This window comes from Methylocystis borbori (assembly GCF_036576025.1).
In the GTDB taxonomy this organism is placed as follows: Bacteria; Pseudomonadota; Alphaproteobacteria; order Rhizobiales; family Beijerinckiaceae; genus Methylocystis; species Methylocystis borbori.
This window is the reverse complement of sequence record NZ_JAZHYN010000062.1, coordinates 1-16616: the sequence shown is the minus strand read 5'-3', so window position 1 is coordinate 16616 and position 16616 is coordinate 1. Positions and strand designations below refer to the sequence as shown.

At 59.3% G+C, this 16616-nt stretch carries 20 protein-coding genes and 2 pseudogenes; 17 read left to right on the top strand and 5 right to left on the bottom strand.

What is annotated here, in order from left to right; translation table 11 throughout:
- The 9 genes and pseudogenes from nifH to fdxB form a co-directional block, all read left to right on the top strand.
- Window positions 1–126: pseudogene (nifH, locus tag V3H18_RS15120) on the top strand (nitrogenase reductase); the annotation flags it as partial.
- Between the two features lie 71 nt (window positions 127–197).
- Window positions 198–1700, top strand: a complete 1503-nt coding sequence (nifD, locus tag V3H18_RS15115) for a nitrogenase molybdenum-iron protein alpha chain (protein WP_332082900.1) — start codon at window positions 198–200, stop codon at window positions 1698–1700.
- 66 nt (window positions 1701–1766) lie between these two features.
- A complete protein-coding gene (gene nifK / locus V3H18_RS15110; protein WP_332082899.1) occupies window positions 1767–3326 on the top strand; it encodes a nitrogenase molybdenum-iron protein subunit beta in 1560 nt (519 codons plus the stop codon).
- 90 nt (window positions 3327–3416) lie between these two features.
- Window positions 3417–5087 carry a nitrogenase iron-molybdenum cofactor biosynthesis protein NifE gene (gene nifE / locus V3H18_RS15105; RefSeq protein ID WP_332082898.1) on the top strand — a complete coding sequence of 557 codons (1671 nt, stop codon included), beginning with the start codon at window positions 3417–3419 and terminating at the stop codon, window positions 5085–5087.
- A gap of 7 nt (window positions 5088–5094) precedes the next feature.
- The gene (gene nifN / locus V3H18_RS15100) at window positions 5095–6471 is read left to right on the top strand and encodes a nitrogenase iron-molybdenum cofactor biosynthesis protein NifN (protein WP_332082897.1); all 1377 of its coding nucleotides are present in this window, start codon (window positions 5095–5097) and stop codon (window positions 6469–6471) included.
- A 22-nt stretch (window positions 6472–6493) separates the two neighbouring features.
- Entirely contained in the window at window positions 6494–6889 is a 396-nt protein-coding gene (gene nifX, locus V3H18_RS15095) for a nitrogen fixation protein NifX (RefSeq protein ID WP_332082896.1), read from the top strand.
- A 9-nt stretch (window positions 6890–6898) separates the two neighbouring features.
- Window positions 6899–7372: a NifX-associated nitrogen fixation protein gene (locus V3H18_RS15090; RefSeq protein ID WP_332082895.1), complete on the top strand. Its 474-nt coding sequence runs from the start codon at window positions 6899–6901 to the stop codon at window positions 7370–7372.
- A gap of 9 nt (window positions 7373–7381) precedes the next feature.
- Window positions 7382–7582, top strand: coding sequence for a CCE_0567 family metalloprotein (locus tag V3H18_RS15085; protein ID WP_332082894.1), 201 nt, complete (start codon window positions 7382–7384; stop codon window positions 7580–7582).
- A gap of 16 nt (window positions 7583–7598) precedes the next feature.
- Complete coding sequence (gene fdxB / locus V3H18_RS15080) at window positions 7599–7904, top strand: ferredoxin III, nif-specific (protein ID WP_332082893.1); 306 nt, start codon at window positions 7599–7601, stop codon at window positions 7902–7904.
- A gap of 30 nt (window positions 7905–7934) precedes the next feature.
- Here the strand turns inward: fdxB and V3H18_RS15075 are convergent, their stop codons facing one another.
- From V3H18_RS15075 to V3H18_RS15060, 4 genes are all read right to left on the bottom strand, one after another.
- Complete coding sequence (locus tag V3H18_RS15075; protein ID WP_332082892.1) at window positions 7935–8252, bottom strand: hypothetical protein; 318 nt, start codon at window positions 8250–8252, stop codon at window positions 7935–7937.
- A gap of 2 nt (window positions 8253–8254) precedes the next feature.
- Window positions 8255–8515 carry a hypothetical protein gene (locus tag V3H18_RS15070; RefSeq protein ID WP_332082891.1) on the bottom strand — a complete coding sequence of 87 codons (261 nt, stop codon included), beginning with the start codon at window positions 8513–8515 and terminating at the stop codon, window positions 8255–8257.
- 12 nt (window positions 8516–8527) lie between these two features.
- Window positions 8528–9385 (bottom strand): sulfurtransferase, encoded by an 858-nt coding sequence (locus V3H18_RS15065; RefSeq protein ID WP_332082890.1) that lies wholly within the window; start codon window positions 9383–9385, stop codon window positions 8528–8530.
- Window positions 9386–9464: 79 nt separating this feature from the next.
- The gene (locus tag V3H18_RS15060; protein ID WP_332082889.1) at window positions 9465–9920 is read right to left on the bottom strand and encodes a hypothetical protein; all 456 of its coding nucleotides are present in this window, start codon (window positions 9918–9920) and stop codon (window positions 9465–9467) included.
- A 145-nt stretch (window positions 9921–10065) separates the two neighbouring features.
- Here V3H18_RS15060 and V3H18_RS15055 point away from each other — a divergent pair, with 145 nt between their 5' ends.
- Entirely contained in the window at window positions 10066–11682 is a 1617-nt protein-coding gene (locus V3H18_RS15055) for a flavin monoamine oxidase family protein (RefSeq protein WP_332082888.1), read from the top strand.
- Entirely contained in the window at window positions 11679–12137 is a 459-nt protein-coding gene (locus V3H18_RS15050; RefSeq protein ID WP_332082887.1) for a Rieske (2Fe-2S) protein, read from the top strand. Before V3H18_RS15055 ends, V3H18_RS15050 begins: the two co-directional genes overlap by 4 nt.
- Before the next feature lie 9 nt (window positions 12138–12146).
- Here V3H18_RS15050 and V3H18_RS15045 read toward each other — a convergent pair whose 3' ends face one another.
- Complete coding sequence (locus tag V3H18_RS15045; protein WP_332082886.1) at window positions 12147–12737, bottom strand: hypothetical protein; 591 nt, start codon at window positions 12735–12737, stop codon at window positions 12147–12149.
- Window positions 12738–13047: 310 nt separating this feature from the next.
- On the opposite strand from V3H18_RS15045, the gene V3H18_RS15040 reads away from it, so the two are divergent.
- From V3H18_RS15040 to V3H18_RS15015, 6 genes and pseudogenes are all read left to right on the top strand, one after another.
- A complete protein-coding gene (locus V3H18_RS15040) occupies window positions 13048–13368 on the top strand; it encodes an iron-sulfur cluster assembly accessory protein (protein ID WP_332082885.1) in 321 nt (106 codons plus the stop codon).
- Between the two features lie 61 nt (window positions 13369–13429).
- Window positions 13430–13708, top strand: coding sequence for a NifU family protein (locus tag V3H18_RS15035; protein WP_332082884.1), 279 nt, complete (start codon window positions 13430–13432; stop codon window positions 13706–13708).
- 12 nt (window positions 13709–13720) lie between these two features.
- The gene (gene nifS / locus V3H18_RS15030) at window positions 13721–14911 is read left to right on the top strand and encodes a cysteine desulfurase NifS (protein WP_332082883.1); all 1191 of its coding nucleotides are present in this window, start codon (window positions 13721–13723) and stop codon (window positions 14909–14911) included.
- 39 nt (window positions 14912–14950) lie between these two features.
- The gene (gene nifT / locus V3H18_RS15025; protein WP_332082882.1) at window positions 14951–15166 is read left to right on the top strand and encodes a putative nitrogen fixation protein NifT; all 216 of its coding nucleotides are present in this window, start codon (window positions 14951–14953) and stop codon (window positions 15164–15166) included.
- Window positions 15167–15171: 5 nt separating this feature from the next.
- On the top strand, window positions 15172–16041 hold the full coding sequence (locus V3H18_RS15020) for an SIR2 family NAD-dependent protein deacylase (RefSeq protein WP_332082881.1): 870 nt from the start codon (window positions 15172–15174) through the stop codon (window positions 16039–16041).
- 412 nt (window positions 16042–16453) lie between these two features.
- Window positions 16454–16616: pseudogene (locus tag V3H18_RS15015) on the top strand (nitrogenase cofactor biosynthesis protein NifB); the annotation flags it as partial.

Genomic DNA, 16616 nt, shown 5'->3' with positions numbered 1-16616 from the left:
GGCATCATCCCGACCCCGATCACCATGGACGAGCTCGAAGACATGCTCATGGAGCACGGCATCATGAAGCAGGTCGACGAAAGCGAAGTCGGCAAAACCGCCGCCGATCTCGCCGCGATCGCGTAATTCGAATTGCGCCGGTCCAACGGCTTGCCCGTTGGACCGGCGTTTAACATCAACGCTATGGAGACGATAATATGAGTATTTCTCCCACCCAGAGCGTCGCGGAGATCAAGAGCCGCAACAAAGCGCTCATTGAGGAAGTTCTAAGGGTTTATCCCGAGAAGACCGCCAAGCGCCGCGCCAAGCATCTCAACGTCCACGAGGCGGGCAAGAGCGACTGCGGCGTCAAGTCGAACATCAAGTCGATTCCCGGCGTCATGACCATCCGTGGCTGCGCCTACGCCGGCTCCAAGGGCGTGGTGTGGGGTCCGATCAAGGACATGATCCATATCAGCCATGGTCCGGTCGGCTGCGGCCAGTATTCCTGGGCCGCGCGCCGCAACTATTACATCGGCACGACGGGCATCGACACCTTCGTCACGATGCAGTTCACCTCGGACTTCCAGGAGAAGGACATCGTCTTCGGCGGCGACAAGAAGCTCGCCAAGATCATGGACGAAATCCAGGAGCTGTTCCCGCTCAACAACGGCATCACGGTTCAGTCCGAGTGCCCGATCGGCCTCATCGGCGACGACATTGAAGCGGTCTCCAAGAACAAGTCGAAGGAATATGACGGCAAGACGATCGTGCCGGTGCGCTGCGAAGGCTTCCGCGGCGTTTCGCAGTCGCTTGGCCACCATATCGCCAACGACGCCATTCGCGATTGGGTCTTCGACAAGATGGATCCCAATGCGGCCCCGCGCTTCGATCCGACGCCTTATGACGTCGCGATCATCGGCGACTACAACATCGGCGGCGACGCCTGGTCTTCGCGCATTCTGCTCGAGGAAATGGGCCTGCGCGTGATCGCTCAGTGGTCCGGCGACGGCAGCCTCGCGGAACTGGAAGCGACGCCGAAGGCGAAGCTCAACGTTCTCCACTGCTACCGCTCGATGAACTACATCTCCCGCCACATGGAAGAGAAGTACGGGATTCCGTGGTGCGAATACAACTTCTTCGGCCCGTCGAAGATCGCCGAGTCGCTGCGCAAGATCGCCAGCTACTTCGACGACAAGATCAAGGAAGGCGCCGAGCGCGTCATCGCCAAATATCAGCCTCTGATGGAAGCGGTGATCGCCAAATATCGTCCGCGCCTCGAAGGCAAGACGGTCATGCTGTTCGTGGGCGGCCTGCGTCCGCGTCACGTGATCGGCGCCTATGAGGACCTCGGCATGGAAGTCGTCGGCACGGGCTATGAGTTCGGCCACAACGACGACTATCAGCGCACGGCCCAGCATTACGTCAAGGACGGCACCCTGATCTACGACGACGTGACCGGCTACGAATTCGAGAAATTCGTCGAGAAGATCCAGCCGGATCTCGTCGGTTCGGGCATCAAGGAGAAATACGTCTTCCAGAAAATGGGCGTTCCCTTCCGGCAGATGCACTCGTGGGACTATTCCGGCCCCTACCATGGCTATGACGGCTTCGCGATCTTCGCGCGCGACATGGACATGGCCATCAATGCGCCGGTCTGGAAAATGGCGAAGGCGCCCTGGAAGCGTCAGCCCGAGCCGCTTCTCCAGGCGGCCGAGTAAATAAAGCAAGCCGGCGCCGCTACGGCGGCGCCGGGTTCGTTCACCCAGGAACGCAAAGGTTCAAACATGCCACAGAATGCAGATAACGTGCTCGATCATTTCGAGCTCTTCCGAGGTCCCGAGTACCAGCAGATGCTGGCGAACAAGAAGAAGATGTTTGAAAACCCGCGCGATCCGGCCGAAGTGGAGCGCATCCGGGAATGGGCGAAGACGCCCGAATACAAGGAGAAGAACTTCGCCCGCGAGGCCTTGACGGTCAATCCGGCGAAGGCTTGTCAGCCGCTCGGCGCGGTTTTCGCCGCCGTCGGTTTCGAGAGCACGATTCCCTTCGTTCATGGCTCGCAGGGCTGCGTCGCTTATTACCGCAGCCATTTCTCGCGCCATTTCAAGGAGCCCAGCTCCTGCGTCTCTTCGTCGATGACCGAAGACGCGGCGGTGTTCGGCGGCCTCAACAATATGATCGACGGCCTCGCCAACACCTACAACATGTATAAGCCGAAGATGATCTCCGTCTCGACGACCTGCATGGCGGAAGTCATCGGCGACGACTTGAACGCCTTCATCAAGACGTCGAAGGAAAAAGGCTCGGTTCCGCAGGAATTCGACGTTCCTTTCGCGCATACGCCCGCCTTCGTCGGCAGCCATATCACCGGCTACGACAATGTGATGAAGGGTATTTTCGAGCATTTCTGGGACGGCAAGGCCGGCACCACGGAAAAGCTCGAGCGCAAGCCGAATGAGTCGATCAACTTCATCGGCGGCTTCGACGGCTATACGGTCGGGAATCTCCGCGAGATCAAGCGCATCTTCGGCCTGATGGGCGTCGAATATACGATTCTCGCCGACAATAGCGACATATGGGACACGCCGACGGACGGCGAATTCCGCATGTATGACGGCGGAACGACGCTGGAGCAGGCGGCCAATGCGCTGCATGCGAAGGCGACGATCTCGATGCAGGAATATTGCACCGAAAAGACGCTGCCGTTGATCGCGGCACATGGGCACGAGGTCGCGGCCTTCAACCATCCGGTTGGCGTTTCGGCGACCGACAAGTTCCTGATGGCGATTTCCCGCATCACCGGCAAGGAAATTCCCGAGGAGCTTTCTCGCGAGCGTGGTCGCCTGGTCGACGCCATCGCCGACTCGAGCGCTCATATCCACGGCAAGAAGTTCGCCATCTACGGCGATCCGGATCTCTGCCTGGGCCTCGCGGGCTTCCTGCTTGAGCTTGGCGCCGAACCGACGCATGTGCTTGCGACGAACGGCAATAAGCATTGGGCCGAGAAGGTGCAGCAGCTGTTCGATAGCTCGCCGTTCGGAAAGAACTGCCAGGTCTATCCGGGCCGCGATCTGTGGCACATGCGTTCGCTGCTCTTCACGGAGCCGGTGGATTTCCTGATCGGAAACACCTACGGCAAATATCTGGAGCGCGACACGGGCACGCCGCTGATCCGTATCGGCTTCCCGGTGTTCGATCGCCACCATCACCACCGTTATCCGGTGTGGGGCTATCAGGGCGGCCTGAACGTGCTGGTCTGGATTCTCGATCGCATCTTCGAAGAGATCGATCGGAACACGATCGTCCCGGCGAAGACCGACTTCAGCTTCGACATCATTCGTTGATGCGCGTTTCCGCTTCCGCCTTTCTTTGAGGAAAGGCGGAAGCGGCCCCTGTCTTGCTAGCACAGCCACTCGTGCGAGGAGGTAAGGCCAATGAGTTCGGTTAAAGCCACGATCCAGGACGTTTTCAACGAGCCAGGCTGCGGTAAAAACGCGAACAAATCAGAGGCCGAGCGAAAGAAGGGCTGCACCAAGCAGCTTCAACCAGGAGGCGCCGCCGGCGGCTGCGCTTTCGACGGCGCCAAGATCGCGCTTCAGCCGCTGACGGACGTCGCCCATCTCGTGCACGGTCCGATCGCCTGCGAAGGAAACTCGTGGGACAATCGCGGCGCGAAATCCTCTGGCTCGAATATTTGGCGGACCGGATTCACGACCGACATCAACGAAACCGACGTGGTGTTCGGCGGCGAAAAGCGCCTGTATAAATCCATCAAGGAAATCATCGAGAAATACGATCCGCCGGCGATCTTCGTCTATCAGACCTGCGTGCCGGCGATGATCGGCGACGATATCGACGCCGTATGCAAGGCGGCGCGCGAGAAATTCGGCAAGCCCGTCATTCCGATCAATTCTCCCGGCTTCGTCGGCCCCAAAAATCTGGGCAACAAGCTCGCGGGCGAAGCGCTGCTCGCCCATGTCATAGGCACAGAAGAGCCCGATTATACGACGCCCTACGATATCAATATCATCGGCGAATATAATCTCTCCGGCGAGCTTTGGCAGGTGAAGCCGCTGCTCGACGAATTGGGCATTCGCATCCTGTCCTGCATTTCCGGCGATGGAAAATATAAGGAAGTCGCTTACTCCCATCGCGCTAAGGCCGCGATGATGGTCTGCTCCAAGGCGATGATCAATGTCGCGCGCAAGATGGAGGAGCGCTATAGCATTCCCTTCTTCGAAGGGTCCTTCTACGGCATTGAAGATACGAGCGACTCGCTTCGCGAGATCGCGAGCCTTCTCATCCAGCGCGGCGCGCCGGCCGAATTGATGGATCGGACCGAAGCGCTGATCCAGCGCGAAGAGTCGAAGGCCTGGGCGGCGATCGCGAAATACAAGCCGCGCTTCCAGGGGAAAAAGGTGCTGCTGATTACGGGCGGCGTCAAATCCTGGTCGGTCGTCGCGGCGCTGCAGGAGGCGGGCCTGGAGCTCGTCGGCACGTCGGTCAAGAAGTCGACCAAGGAAGACAAGGAACGCATCAAAGAACTCATGGGCCAGGACGCCCATATGATCGACGATATGACGCCCCGCGAGATGTATAAGATGCTGCGCGACGCGCGCGCCGACATCATGCTGTCCGGCGGCCGCTCGCAGTTCATCGCGCTGAAGGCGTCGATGCCTTGGCTCGACATCAACCAGGAACGGCATCACGCCTATATGGGCTATGTCGGCATGGTGAAGCTTGTCGAGGAGATCGACAAGGCGCTTTATAATCCGATCTGGGCGCAGGTCCGTAGAGCGGCGCCATGGGAAAATCCCGCGAATAATTGGCAGGAGCGCGCGATGGCCGCGGCGGCGGCGGATGCGGCGGCGCTCGCCGCCGATCCGGTGAAAGCGGAACAGGTTCGCAGGGCGAAGAAAATTTGCAACTGCAAGAGCGTCGAACTCGGCGTGATCGAAGACGCAATCGCCGCGCATGCGTTGACGACGGTTGAAGGGGTGCGCGAGCATACCAATGCGTCGGGCGGCTGCGGCGCCTGCGCGATCCGCATCGAGGAAATCCTCGCGGAGAAGGCGACCCCGCCTCACGCGATCGCAGCGGAGTGATCCCTAGATGGCGACCGTCACGCTGACCAAGAAAGCCTGTTCGGTAAATCCGCTCAAGATGAGCCAGCCGATCGGCGGGACGCTGGCCTTTATGGGATTGCGCGGGGCCATGCCTTTGCTGCACGGATCGCAGGGCTGCACTTCATTCGGACTGGTGCTCTTTACCCGCCATTTCAAGGAAGCCATTCCGATGCAGACCACCGCGATGAGCGAGGTCGCGACGGTTCTGGGCGGATATGAAAATGTCGAGCAGGCGGTTCTGAACATCTATAATCGCACCAAGCCCGAAATCATCGGCATTTGCTCGACCGGCGTCACCGAAACCAAAGGCGATGACGTCGAGGGCTATATCAAGCTGATCAAAGAGAAGCACGAGATCGTCCGGAATCTTCCGCTCGTCTATGTCTCGACGCCCGACTTCAAGGACGCTTTTCAGGACGGCTGGGAAAAGACCGTCACCCGCATGGTGGAGGTTTTGGTCGAAACGCCGAAAAGCTCCGAACGCAAGGACCCGCAGCGCGTCAATGTCCTGCCTGGCTGCCATCTGACTCCGGGCGATCTGGAAGAGCTGCGCACCATTATCGAGGATTTCGGGCTGAAGCCGACCTTTCTCCCGGATCTCTCCGGCTCGCTGGACGGACATATCCCGGACGATTTCACGCCGACCACGATCGGCGGCGTCGGAATCGAAGAAATCGCCACGATGGGGCAAGCCGGCTGGACGATCGCCATCGGGGCCCAGATGCGCGCCGCCGCTGAAGCGCTCCAGAAGAAGACGGACATTCCCTATCGCCTCTTCGAGCGGCTGTGCGGACTTGAAGCCAATGACGAATTAATGGCGTTCCTGATGGAGATCAGCGGCCGGCCGGCGCCGATGAAATATCGCCGTCAGCGCGGCCAGCTGGTCGACGCCATGCTCGACGGCCACTTCCATATCGGCGGGCGGCGGCTTGCCATCGGCGCGGAGCCGGACCTGCTCTATGACGTCGGCAGCTTCCTCACGGAAATGGGCGCGCAGATCGTCGCGGCGGTGACGACGACGCAATCTCCCATTCTCGAAAAATTGCCGACCGAAAACGTTTTGATCGGCGATCTCGAAGATCTGGAAACATTTGCGCGCGAGCGAAATTGCGACCTGCTCGTCACGCATTCGCACGGACGCCAGGCGGCGGAGCGGCTGAAGATACCCTTCTTCCGCCTGGGCATCCCGATGTTCGACCGTCTCGGCGGCGGGCATCAGCTCACCGTCGGCTATCGCGGCGGACGCGATCTGGTCTTCGACGTCAGTAATCTAATTATGGCGGACCACGACGAAAATCATCAGCCGACGCCAGAGACATGGCGTGACGGCATGGACTCGATTCACGGCGCCGCCTCACATTGAGCGAGCCCCATAGGGAGTGGCCATGAAAGTCGCATTCGCAACCCAGGACCTCAAGCGCGTGGACGCGCATTTCGGCTGGGCGAAGAATATCGCCATTTATGAAATCGGGCCGGAAGGGCACGAGTTTATCGAGGCGATTGAGTTCGACGGCGATCTCAAGGAAGACGGAAACGAAGACAAGCTCGCGCCCAAGATCGACGCCATCAAGGATTGCGCGATTCTCTACGTCGCGGCGATCGGCGGTTCGGGCGCCGCGCGAGTCGTGGCGAACAACATTCATCCGATGAAAGTCAATCAACCCGAAGAAATTTCCGATCTCCTCGCGAAGCTCGAAGAAGTGCTTCGCGGCGTGCCGCCGCCATGGCTGCGCAAGGCGTTGAGCAAAGGCAAAGAACGCGCGCTCGACTTTGAAGAATGAGGAATGGACATGTCTGAAGCAGTTGCAGAACTCGAAAAAAATCCTAGCGCGGAGACAGCCCCGTTCCTGAAAACGCTGATTGGCGTTTGGCGCGCCCAGGACACGCATGGAACATGGGAAGGCAAGAGCGATCTCGAGCTGCTCGAGCCCTATATCCTCGATAAGGAGGCGCGTCGCGCGCTGCCGATCATCGGCGATCCGGATCCTGAGACCATCTGGAGGATGGAGCTCTTCTTTAACGCCGTCTGCCTTTCGATCGAAAAGGCGACGAAGGTGATGATCTCGCCGATGCTGAAGATGAGCCATGAAGGCTTCGGCCGTATGGTGCTGATTGGCGGCCGGCTTATCGTCGTCAATAAGCAGCTCCGCGACGTGCACCGCTTCGGCTTCGACAATTTCGACAAGCTCGTCGAAGAAGGCGACAAATACGTCAAGCAAGGCGTCGAAATGATCGAAAAATTTCCCGACGTCGCGAAATACTAAGGGGTAGGGATGAGCGAGATAGACGATCTCAAGGCGGAAATTAAGAAGCTTTCGGCAAAGGCGATGCAGGCCAAAATGGACCTGCACGATCTTTCGGAAGAACTGCCGATCAACTGGCCTTCCATCATGGGCGTCGCGCAAAAGGCGCATGACGCTTTCAGCGAACTCGAACAGAAACGCGCGACTCTAAAATCCTTGGAAGTCGCTTAACGGAAAGCGCAAATAGATGTCAGAGTCACAGGCGACGCGCGACGGGCGCGAATGGCGGCCAGACTATCTCCTCGATATCGACGCCGAGAAATGCATCGGTTGCGGACGCTGCTATAAGGTCTGCGGACGAGAGGTCATGACCCTCAAAGGCTTGAACGAGGACGGCGAACTCGTCGCGCTCGACGACGATGAAGATGATGAAGTCGAAAAGAAAATCATGGTCATGAACGACGTCGGCGCCTGCATCGGCTGCGGCGCCTGCGCCAGGGTTTGCCCCACCAATTGCCAGACGCATGGCGACGTGTCGGTCGAATTGGCGTGAGTCTAAAAATGAATAGCTGCGTCGCCGCAGCTATTCGATGCCCTGCTCGCGGGCTCTCCACATCGCCGCGATGCGAAAGCGCTCCTTAATCGCGGCCGGATCGGCGAGCATTTGCGCTTCAGCTTCCTTTAGCGCTTTGGTGATGACTTCCGCTTCCTCTTTCGAGAGGGCGACGCGTCCTGCGACATGCGTCGCCTCCGGCATAACAGTCCATATCTGCCGGCGATGCGGATGCATCTTAACCTCGGTGAGATCGAAGGCTTCGATTTCGCCGTCGAGATAAATCCCGAAGCCGACTACTTCCAGCTTTCGTCCGTCCTGGGTCGTTTTTACGAGCGTTTTGGTCATTGTCATTGATCCTCTTGGGCGAGCCAGGAATAGCCGCCTTGGTCCCAGAGCTGTGCGAGCAGTTGATCCGCGGTCCATTCCGGAAATCTGCCCTTGAGCTCCTCATAGTCGCCGCGAAATCGAGCAGCGTCGTCGCCGGTCAGATTGGCGGTCATCTTCTCGGATTTATAGCGGAATATAAAGCTCGATCGGTCGACGGCCGAAAAGAGTTCATATTCCGCGCCGTCCTCGAGAAGCGAACGCCCTTCGTCAAGATCGCCCACTTTGCTTCCCCTTTACGCGGCGACCGCCGGGAGATCCGCGGCCCGCTCCCATTCCGCCCATGATCCGTCATAGACGGCGACATCCGGACGTCCCAGAATGAAGAGCGCCAGCGCGAGGACGCAGGAGCTGATCCCTGACGCGCAGGTCGCGACGATCGGCTTGGCGAGATCGACGCCCGCCGCTTCAAATCGCGCTTTGAGCGCCTCCGGGCCGAGAAAAAGTCCCGATTGCTCCTCGAGCAAATCTCCCCACGGCACGTTGATGGCGTTGGGAATATGCCCAAGCCGCTTGAAGGGGAAAACATCCTCCTGGCTCCCGTCGAATTTGCCGGGTCCGCGCGCGTCGACAACCTGGTCGGCGCCGCTTGCGAGGTTGCCTTTCATCTGCTCGAAATCGCGCACCAGCTCCGGCCGGTAGGTCGCGGTGAACGACTGCGGCTGCGGACGCACCGGGGACATTTCGGTCGGCAATTTGGCCGCGACCCATGTATTGAATCCGCCGTCGAGCAAGGCGACATTGTCGTAACCGAAAACCCTGAACATCCACCAGGCGCGCGCGGCGGCCGAGCCGCCGAAAAGCCGGTCGTAGACGATAACCTTGTCGCCGTCGGCGACGCCGAGCAGACCGACTTTCTTGGCGAAGTCCAAAGCGTTCGGCAGCATATGCGGCAGATCGCTCGTCGGATCGGCGACATGATCGATGTCAAAATGCACCGACCCCGGCAGATGCCGGCCGCGATATTGATTGCGGCCATCGAGTTTCGTGCTGGGATGGTGCCAGGTGCAGTCGAGAATCTTGACGTCGGGTTCCGACAGGTTGCTCGCAAGCCATTCCGCGCTGACCAGCGGCGTAGATAAGGTCGTTGCCATAGAAGCCTCTTCTCCCGGTACGTAAATCAGCACGCGCGCGTCGGCTCGACGCGGGCGTGGAAGTTTTCCGAACCGGCGACTAGGGGGTGGCCGGCAGGGGATAGCCGCTGCGCGGGCGGGTTTCGTAATAGTCGGGCCGCTCCGGCCAATCGCCCTGCTTGAACTTGAACTGCGCGACACGAACCGGCGCGCCAACAGAGCAGGAGACCTCCGCGAATTTGACCTCGCGATCTCCGGGCCCTGCAGAAAAATCAGCGACGACCGTCCCGTCGGCCTTGCAAGCGCGCGCAAAGCCCGGCGTGCCGACAGTGGTGGCGGGAACCGTGTTTTCGACGAAGAGAGGGCTTTCCACGCCGTCAACGCTCGCGCCAAAGGCAGGCGAAGCAAAGGTGAAGGTAGCGAGAACCCCGCTTCGGTCGACCGGGATATCGGCGGTCGCCGGCCGCGCGACGGAATAGACCGTCAGAGTGCCGCCGGCGAGCAGCTCCTTAAGCTCGTCCATTGAGCTGGCGGCGAATGCAGAAGCAAGATTCATCATAGTCTCCTTTGTCAAAGTCTGCGCTTCTTCCGATCAAATTTTGTGCCATGCAGCGTTGGGGTTTGTCGCCTATGCGGGAGCCTGGAAGAGTTCGCACATAAATTGCTAACGCTCATTGAGCAATGAGCGCGGTGAAGCAGATATGCATGACGTGGCGATCGTCGGAAGTGGTTTGAGCGGCCTGGCGTTGGCGACCAAGCTGTATCGTCGAGGCCATGACATTGTCGTCCTTGAGGCGAGGGATCGCCTGGGCGGGCGGATACTCACGGTTCCTGGTCCAAATGGATCGGGCTTCGATCTCGGCCCGACATGGCATTGGCCGAAGACGCAGCCGCTCGTGGCGCAGCTCGTCAAAGAATTGGGACTTGTCGATTTTGCGCAATATGACGAAGGCGCGGTCCTGCATTTGCGCGAAGGAGACAAAAAGGCGGAGCGGATCGAAGGGCAAAGCCTTTATGAAGATGCGCGCCGCATTCATGGCGGCGCCGGCGCTTTGATCGCCGGCCTCGCCAAACAATTGCCGAGCTCCGCTATATGTCTTCAAACTGAAGTAAAGGCTTTGCGCGATTGCGGCGATCATATCGCAGTGACGGTCATCGCCGGCGGCGAGACGAAGGAAATCGCCGCAAAGCATGTCGTGCTCTCTTTGCCGCCTCGCCTCGCGAGAGAAATGATTCAGTTCACGCCGGCGCTGGACGAACCGACCACTCACGCTTTGCAGGGAGCGGAGACCTGGATGGCGGCGCAGGCGAAGGTCGTCATCGAATATTCCAGCCCCTTCTGGCGAGGGGAGAATCTCTCTGGCGCGGCCTTTGTGACGCATGAACAGGCGACCATTGGCGAAATTTTTGACTCCTGCGACATATCGGCGCAACTTTTTGCGCTTGGCGGCTTTATCGCGTTGAGCCCGGAGCTCCGCGAGTCCTTCAAGGTCGGCTTGCCGATGCTCTTCTATAGCCAGATCAACGCGGTCTTCGGGCGCGATATCGAGCACGGCGCCATTCATTATCAGGACTGGGCCGCGGAGAAATATACCTGCAGCGCCGCGGATCGGGAGTTTCGCGAAGACGATAAAACCCACGACGCCGCCAATCCGATGCTGCGTCAATCGCTTTGGGACAAGAAACTCTATTTTGGCGGTTCGGAAACCGCCGCCCGGAGCGCCGGCTATCTCGAAGGCGCGCTGGATGCGGCAAGGCGCGTCGAACGCGCCTTGTCGGCGATCGACACCAAGAGACGCATGTCGCGCGCCGAGGACGACGATCCCTATAAGGATTATCCGCTCAATGAAGCGAGCCTGGCGCGATTCGCCGCCTGGGTGGATTCGCGATCCGACGTCGTCTTCGAGAATTATCGCCGGCGCCTCAATCGCGCATTGGCGAGCCAGCAAAGAGAAAACCTGACGCAAATATCCATTCTCGGCGCCATGGAGGATATCTTCCAGGAGGCGCTGACAGAGGTGAACCGTCTGCCTTTCGATATGGCCGCCGTGAGCGTCGAAAAAGGCCGCGCGTCGCTGACGCCGGCGGTACAGCAGCCGTTTGGCGATTTGATGCAGGCGATCATCGACGATGTCGTCGCTTTCAACCGGACGTCCTGCGCGCTATCGAATTTCCCGGGCGAGCACCATCTATCGAAGGACTATCTCCAGGTCATCATGCAGGATATCGCCGCGGCGTGGCGCGAGTTTTCGCTGTCGGCGAACCGGATGTTGCTGGAAAAGAAAAACGCCCAGTTCACACAGGAGAAGACCGAATGACGCAGGCGACGTCCGACCAGGCCGATCAAGCGCCGGAAGAATTGATCGTCTATGCGATCTGTTCGATGAGCGATATCCCAAGCCAGAAGGCGCGGGGCTTCCAATTAGTGACCTTGGACGAGAACGGCGCGGAAAAGCCATGGTCCATCGTCGTCGTGCGCTGGGGCAAGCAGGTGTTCGGCTATGTCAACAGATGTCCGCACGACAATGTCAATCTCGATTGGGAGCGCAATCAGTTTTTCGATCCCAACGGCATACGTTTGATGTGCGGAAAGCATGGCGCGATCTTCGAGCTTGGCACGGGCGTGTGTCTCGAAGGGCCGTGCAAGGGGCGCAGTCTCATCCCTGTTCCCCTGGCGGTGATCGACAACGACATTTGCGTCGTTGGCGTCACGCTAGCCGAGGAAGAAGACGAAGATGAAGACGAGACTGCGCCGGAAGAGGGAGCTTCGTGAGCGGCCAGTTTAGACGGGGCGGTTTTCGTTCCGGTTCTTCACCGGCTCCATGCGCTCCACGCCCTGCTGATAGGCGATCACCTCATAGGCGTCGTTGAATTTCAGCGCCGCGTCCAGCAGGTAGTCCGTCTTGCCCGCCGTATCGAGCTTCTTGATGTCGTTTTTGTCGACGCTGTTGAGATCCATCATTTCCTTCCAGACGGTGGACTCGTCGCAGGGAAGGATATTGAAGGTGATTTCGCCGATCTTGACCCGATATTTCGCGAGCAGGTCGATGTTATTGCAGAACATGAAATAGACGCCGGTCGGCGACAGCAGATCGCCCATCACTTCGACGACAGTTTCGAGATATGCGAAATTATGGAGATAGCCGGCAAGAATGGGGATCGTCGGTTCGCCTTCCTTTGCATAGGTCAAAACCTGCTCCATGCAGAAGTCCGGCGGTCTCTTTTCATCCGCGAGCTGCGTCTGAAATTTAAGCGCGATGTCTCCGCGGAATCCAAATCGGCCCGGTTCGGTCATCGGGCCTTTCAGAACCGCGTTGAGCAGGCGGCCCTCCCGCTCCAGCCGAGCAAGGGCAGTCTTCTCAATTTGCGTCATTGCCAGTTCTCCAAATTATGACCCCGCGTAACCTGAGCGCGATCAATCTTTCGTGACGGTGCGCCGCATGCAAAAAATTCGCCGCGATGGACGTATCGCCTGTCTCGGCGGCGGGCGTCAACTTGTTACGCTCCCGCTCAAATCCGAGAGGGATGGCCGCGCCGCACGCCGCAGAATTGTTAGAAACGTAACAAGATTTGCAGGCCGCGCGCCCGCCCGCGGGCCCAAAGCCGGGGAAAGCGGGTCTGTCGCTGACGGCACATGATTTGCTTTTACCTGTCGTGACGCGTTCGGACGACGGAAGGGCGACATGATACATATCACAGACAGCGCGTTAAACGCCGTGCAAAGCGCCATTACCGGCTCTTCCGAGCCGGTTGACGGACTGCGCATCATGGTCGAGGCGGGCGGTTGCGCGGGCTACCAATATAAAATGGGCCTCGTTAAGGAAGCGAGCCCCGATGACACGGTCGTCGAGCGCGGCGGCGTCAAGGTGTTCATCGACAATAGCAGCCACGAATTGCTGGCGGGCACGACGATCGATTACGTCGTCGCGATCCAGGGCTCCGGGTTCACCTTCGACAATCCGAATGCTCAGTCGAGCTGTTCTTGCGGAAAATCCTTCGGGTGATCCCGGTCGACGTTCGAGCTTCATAAAGTCAATCCAGCACAACGGAAAAGGCGGCATAATAATGCAGGATACGCAAGAGGTGGCGGTGGCTTCTCCAGACGCCCGAATGCAGATCATTAGAGACGTGATTGACGAGATCCGGCCGAATCTGCGCCGCGACGGCGGCGATTGCGAACTTGTCGAAGTCTGCGGCAATAAGATTCATGTCAAGCTGACCGGCGCGTGCGTGTTGTGCAAACTGAGCAGCGCCACTCTCGAGGGCATACAGGCGAAGCTGATCGAAAAGCTCGGCGAGTTCGTGCGGCTGGTTCCTGTCGCGGGCGCTCCGTCGCGACATTAAAAGGGGCCGATAGTGAGGAGGGTTTATCTCGACAACAATGCGACGACGCGCGTCGACGAGACGGTCGTTGCGAAAATGTTGCCCTACCTCACGGATGAATTCGGAAACGCCTCGTCGTCGCATCTGTTTGGCGTCGAGGTCGCCGGAGCGGTCAGGGCGGCAAGGCGAAACGTGCAGGCGCTTTTGGGCGCGGCGCATGACCATGAGATTGTCTTCACCTCCGGCGGCACCGAAGCCGACAATACCGCGATTCTGGCCGCGCTCGACGCGCGCGAAGGTCGCGACGAAATCGTCACCACCCGCGTCGAACATCCGGCGATCCTGTCTCTTGTCGAATATCTTCAGGAGAAGCGCGGCGTTAAGACGCATTTTATCGGCGTCGACGAACATGGCCGGATCAACATCGACGCCTATCGCGCCGCCTTAGGCCCGAAAACGGCGATCGTTTCCGTCATGTGGGCGAATAATGAGACGGGAACGCTGTTTCCGGTGGCGGAGCTTGCGGGTTATGCCCATGAGGCGGGCGCCCTGTTCCATACCGACGCCGTGCAGGCCGTAGGCAAGACGCCGATCGATCTTAAATCGACCCAAATCGATCTCTTGTCCCTCTCGGGGCATAAGCTGCATGGTCCCAAGGGCATCGGCGCGCTTTACGTGCGCAAGGGCACGAAGTTCAGCCCGTTCATCCGCGGCGGCCATCAGGAGCGGGCGCGGCGCGGGGGAACGGAGAACGTTCCCGGCATCATCGGATTGGGAGCGGCGGCCGAACTGGCGTTGGCGCGGCTGGCGGAAGACGAGGCGCATATACGCGCGCTTCGCGACCGGCTGGAAAGCAGCGTGCTGCGCGACATCGGACATTGCCGCGTTTCCGGCGATGCCCCGAACCGCTTATGCAATACGTCGAATATCGCCTTTTTCGACATTGAAGGAGAAGCCATTCTCGGCCATCTTGACCGGGCTGGCGTCGCCGCCTCCACCGGCTCCGCCTGCACGGCGGGATCGACGGAGCCTTCTCACGTGTTGCAGGCGATGAATCTGCCGCCGGAAGCGTTGCGCGGCGCCGTTCGTTTCTCCTTCTCGCGCGAAAACACCGCCGAGGATGTGGATAGAGTCCTGGAGATCTTGCCGGGCATCGTTCATAAGCTGAGGGAAATATCCTTGGCGTCGCGCGATTCTGAGGCGCGCATGGGCGCGGCGAGTTAAAATATAGAGGCCCGATATCCGGACCGAGGAGCAAACCAAATGAAAATAATGATCCGCCGATCTCCCGAGACCGGACTGTCGATTTACGTGCCGAAAAAGGATCTTGAGGAGCCTATCGTCGAGAGCGAACACGAAGGATTGTGGGGAGGCTGGATCAAGATCGCGAATGGTTGGGTGCTCGACCTGCCGGAGATGAGCGAAGGCACGACGCTGCCCGTGACGATCAACGCGCGTAAGCGGGGCGAAGAGGAGTAGGGCTAATGAACGCGCCTTTTGTCGGTCATCACATCATCGAAGGCGCCGCGGCGGAGAAGCTGCTCGGCGACGTCGCGACGCAGCTGCGGACCGGCAAGGTCATTCCCTACCTCGGCCCCAGCCTGACGGAGTCCGTCGCGACTGATGTGCCGATGACGCCCGAGGCGCTCGCCGCTTTTTTTGCGACCAAGGTGGCGCTGCCAAAGCGCGCCAAGGGCAACGCCTGGGCGAGCGCGCAGCATATCGAAAGCATGAAGCACCGCTCCACGGTGTCGGCGCTGATGTCCGAAGCCTTCGCGAATGAGATCAAGCCGACGCCCTTTCATCTCTATCTCGCGTCGCTTGGGCTGCCGATGATCATCGACAGCTGGTATGACGCGACGATGCGGGCGGCCCTGTCGGATCGCAAGGATTGGGGCGAGATTCAGGGGATCACGCGGGCCGGCATTGGGGAAGACCGCTGGTATCGTTTCTATGATCCGGCCGGGGCCGAATCCTCTCGCGAGGCGGCGGAGTCCTGGGCGACAATCCTCTACAAGCCGCATGGCAGCGTCGCGCCAGCGAAAAACTATCTGATTTCGGACGCGGATTATGTCGAGGTGCTGACGGAAATCGACATTCAGACGCCTCTGCCGGATGCGGTCAAGAACAGGCGCGCCGAGAGAAGCTTTCTGTTCATCGGATGCCGCTTTCACGATCAATTATTGCGCACTTATGCGCGTCAGATCATGAAGCGGTCGGCGACGACGCATTATGCGGTGATCGCGCCGGATGCGTTGACCAAGAACGAACTGAAATTCCTGACGGTTCAGGGCATCACGCCGATCGCGACGCCTTTGGCGCGCGCGGTGGAAATCCTGATGGGCTCGGCGTAATTCGTTCAGGCGCCCTTTCGCGGCGTTGACGCGAATTCGCAGCTTTTATCGCTTGAGAGAAATGGCGGCTTGCCCCTCCGTCCTAGGCGGAGGGGCTATTCTTTGGCGGCAATTTAGCATTTATCAGATGTGAATTAACGAAGCGCTGCGGCGAATTAGCAATGAAATATCAATGATGGGAATCATTCCTTTCACAGTGTCTGATCCTAGTGTCTGGTTCCGAACATTGCTCCTTCCCCCCAGATCGCGCCATTTGTTTGTATTCCCTCTTAGAGCGGCTCCAAATTGATTGCGGGCGCTCGCTGGCATGCTTGTTGCCATATCTCCTCAAACACATGGCTCGCGGCCTTTGTTTACAAGGGAGACGCAGCTATTCGCAACGTCAAGGCCAAGCGGCGAGAGGGCCCAAGCCATGGATTCGATAGGCGCGACGGGTGGGAGCGAAGGGACGACTGAGGCTCTTGCCGGGATTATGGAGAAGATCGCGGAGCACAAGGGGTGCGGGACGTCTGGGGGCAGCGGGAAGGCGTCCTGCGGCTCGGCGGCGGGCGAGGGGGATCTGCCGACGGACATAT

Excerpts from the sequence above, each read along its gene's own strand:
- nifX (WP_332082896.1), top strand. The coding sequence starts at position 6,494 with ATGAAAGTCGCATTCGCAACCCAGGACCTCAAGCGCGTGGACGCGCAT.
- V3H18_RS15045 (WP_332082886.1), bottom strand. The coding sequence starts at position 12,737 with ATGACGCAAATTGAGAAGACTGCCCTTGCTCGGCTGGAGCGGGAGGGC.
- V3H18_RS15040 (WP_332082885.1), top strand. The coding sequence starts at position 13,048 with ATGATACATATCACAGACAGCGCGTTAAACGCCGTGCAAAGCGCCATT.
- nifN (WP_332082897.1), top strand. The coding sequence starts at position 5,095 with ATGGCGACCGTCACGCTGACCAAGAAAGCCTGTTCGGTAAATCCGCTC.
- V3H18_RS15075 (WP_332082892.1), bottom strand. The coding sequence starts at position 8,252 with ATGACCAAAACGCTCGTAAAAACGACCCAGGACGGACGAAAGCTGGAA.
- nifD (WP_332082900.1), top strand. The coding sequence starts at position 198 with ATGAGTATTTCTCCCACCCAGAGCGTCGCGGAGATCAAGAGCCGCAAC.
- V3H18_RS15090 (WP_332082895.1), top strand. The coding sequence starts at position 6,899 with ATGTCTGAAGCAGTTGCAGAACTCGAAAAAAATCCTAGCGCGGAGACA.
- fdxB (WP_332082893.1), top strand. The coding sequence starts at position 7,599 with ATGTCAGAGTCACAGGCGACGCGCGACGGGCGCGAATGGCGGCCAGAC.
- V3H18_RS15065 (WP_332082890.1), bottom strand. The coding sequence starts at position 9,385 with ATGGCAACGACCTTATCTACGCCGCTGGTCAGCGCGGAATGGCTTGCG.
- V3H18_RS15055 (WP_332082888.1), top strand. The coding sequence starts at position 10,066 with ATGCATGACGTGGCGATCGTCGGAAGTGGTTTGAGCGGCCTGGCGTTG.
- nifK (WP_332082899.1), top strand. The coding sequence starts at position 1,767 with ATGCCACAGAATGCAGATAACGTGCTCGATCATTTCGAGCTCTTCCGA.
- nifE (WP_332082898.1), top strand. The coding sequence starts at position 3,417 with ATGAGTTCGGTTAAAGCCACGATCCAGGACGTTTTCAACGAGCCAGGC.
- V3H18_RS15060 (WP_332082889.1), bottom strand. The coding sequence starts at position 9,920 with ATGAATCTTGCTTCTGCATTCGCCGCCAGCTCAATGGACGAGCTTAAG.
- V3H18_RS15035 (WP_332082884.1), top strand. The coding sequence starts at position 13,430 with ATGCAGGATACGCAAGAGGTGGCGGTGGCTTCTCCAGACGCCCGAATG.
- V3H18_RS15020 (WP_332082881.1), top strand. The coding sequence starts at position 15,172 with ATGAACGCGCCTTTTGTCGGTCATCACATCATCGAAGGCGCCGCGGCG.
- V3H18_RS15050 (WP_332082887.1), top strand. The coding sequence starts at position 11,679 with ATGACGCAGGCGACGTCCGACCAGGCCGATCAAGCGCCGGAAGAATTG.
- nifT (WP_332082882.1), top strand. The coding sequence starts at position 14,951 with ATGAAAATAATGATCCGCCGATCTCCCGAGACCGGACTGTCGATTTAC.
- V3H18_RS15085 (WP_332082894.1), top strand. The coding sequence starts at position 7,382 with ATGAGCGAGATAGACGATCTCAAGGCGGAAATTAAGAAGCTTTCGGCA.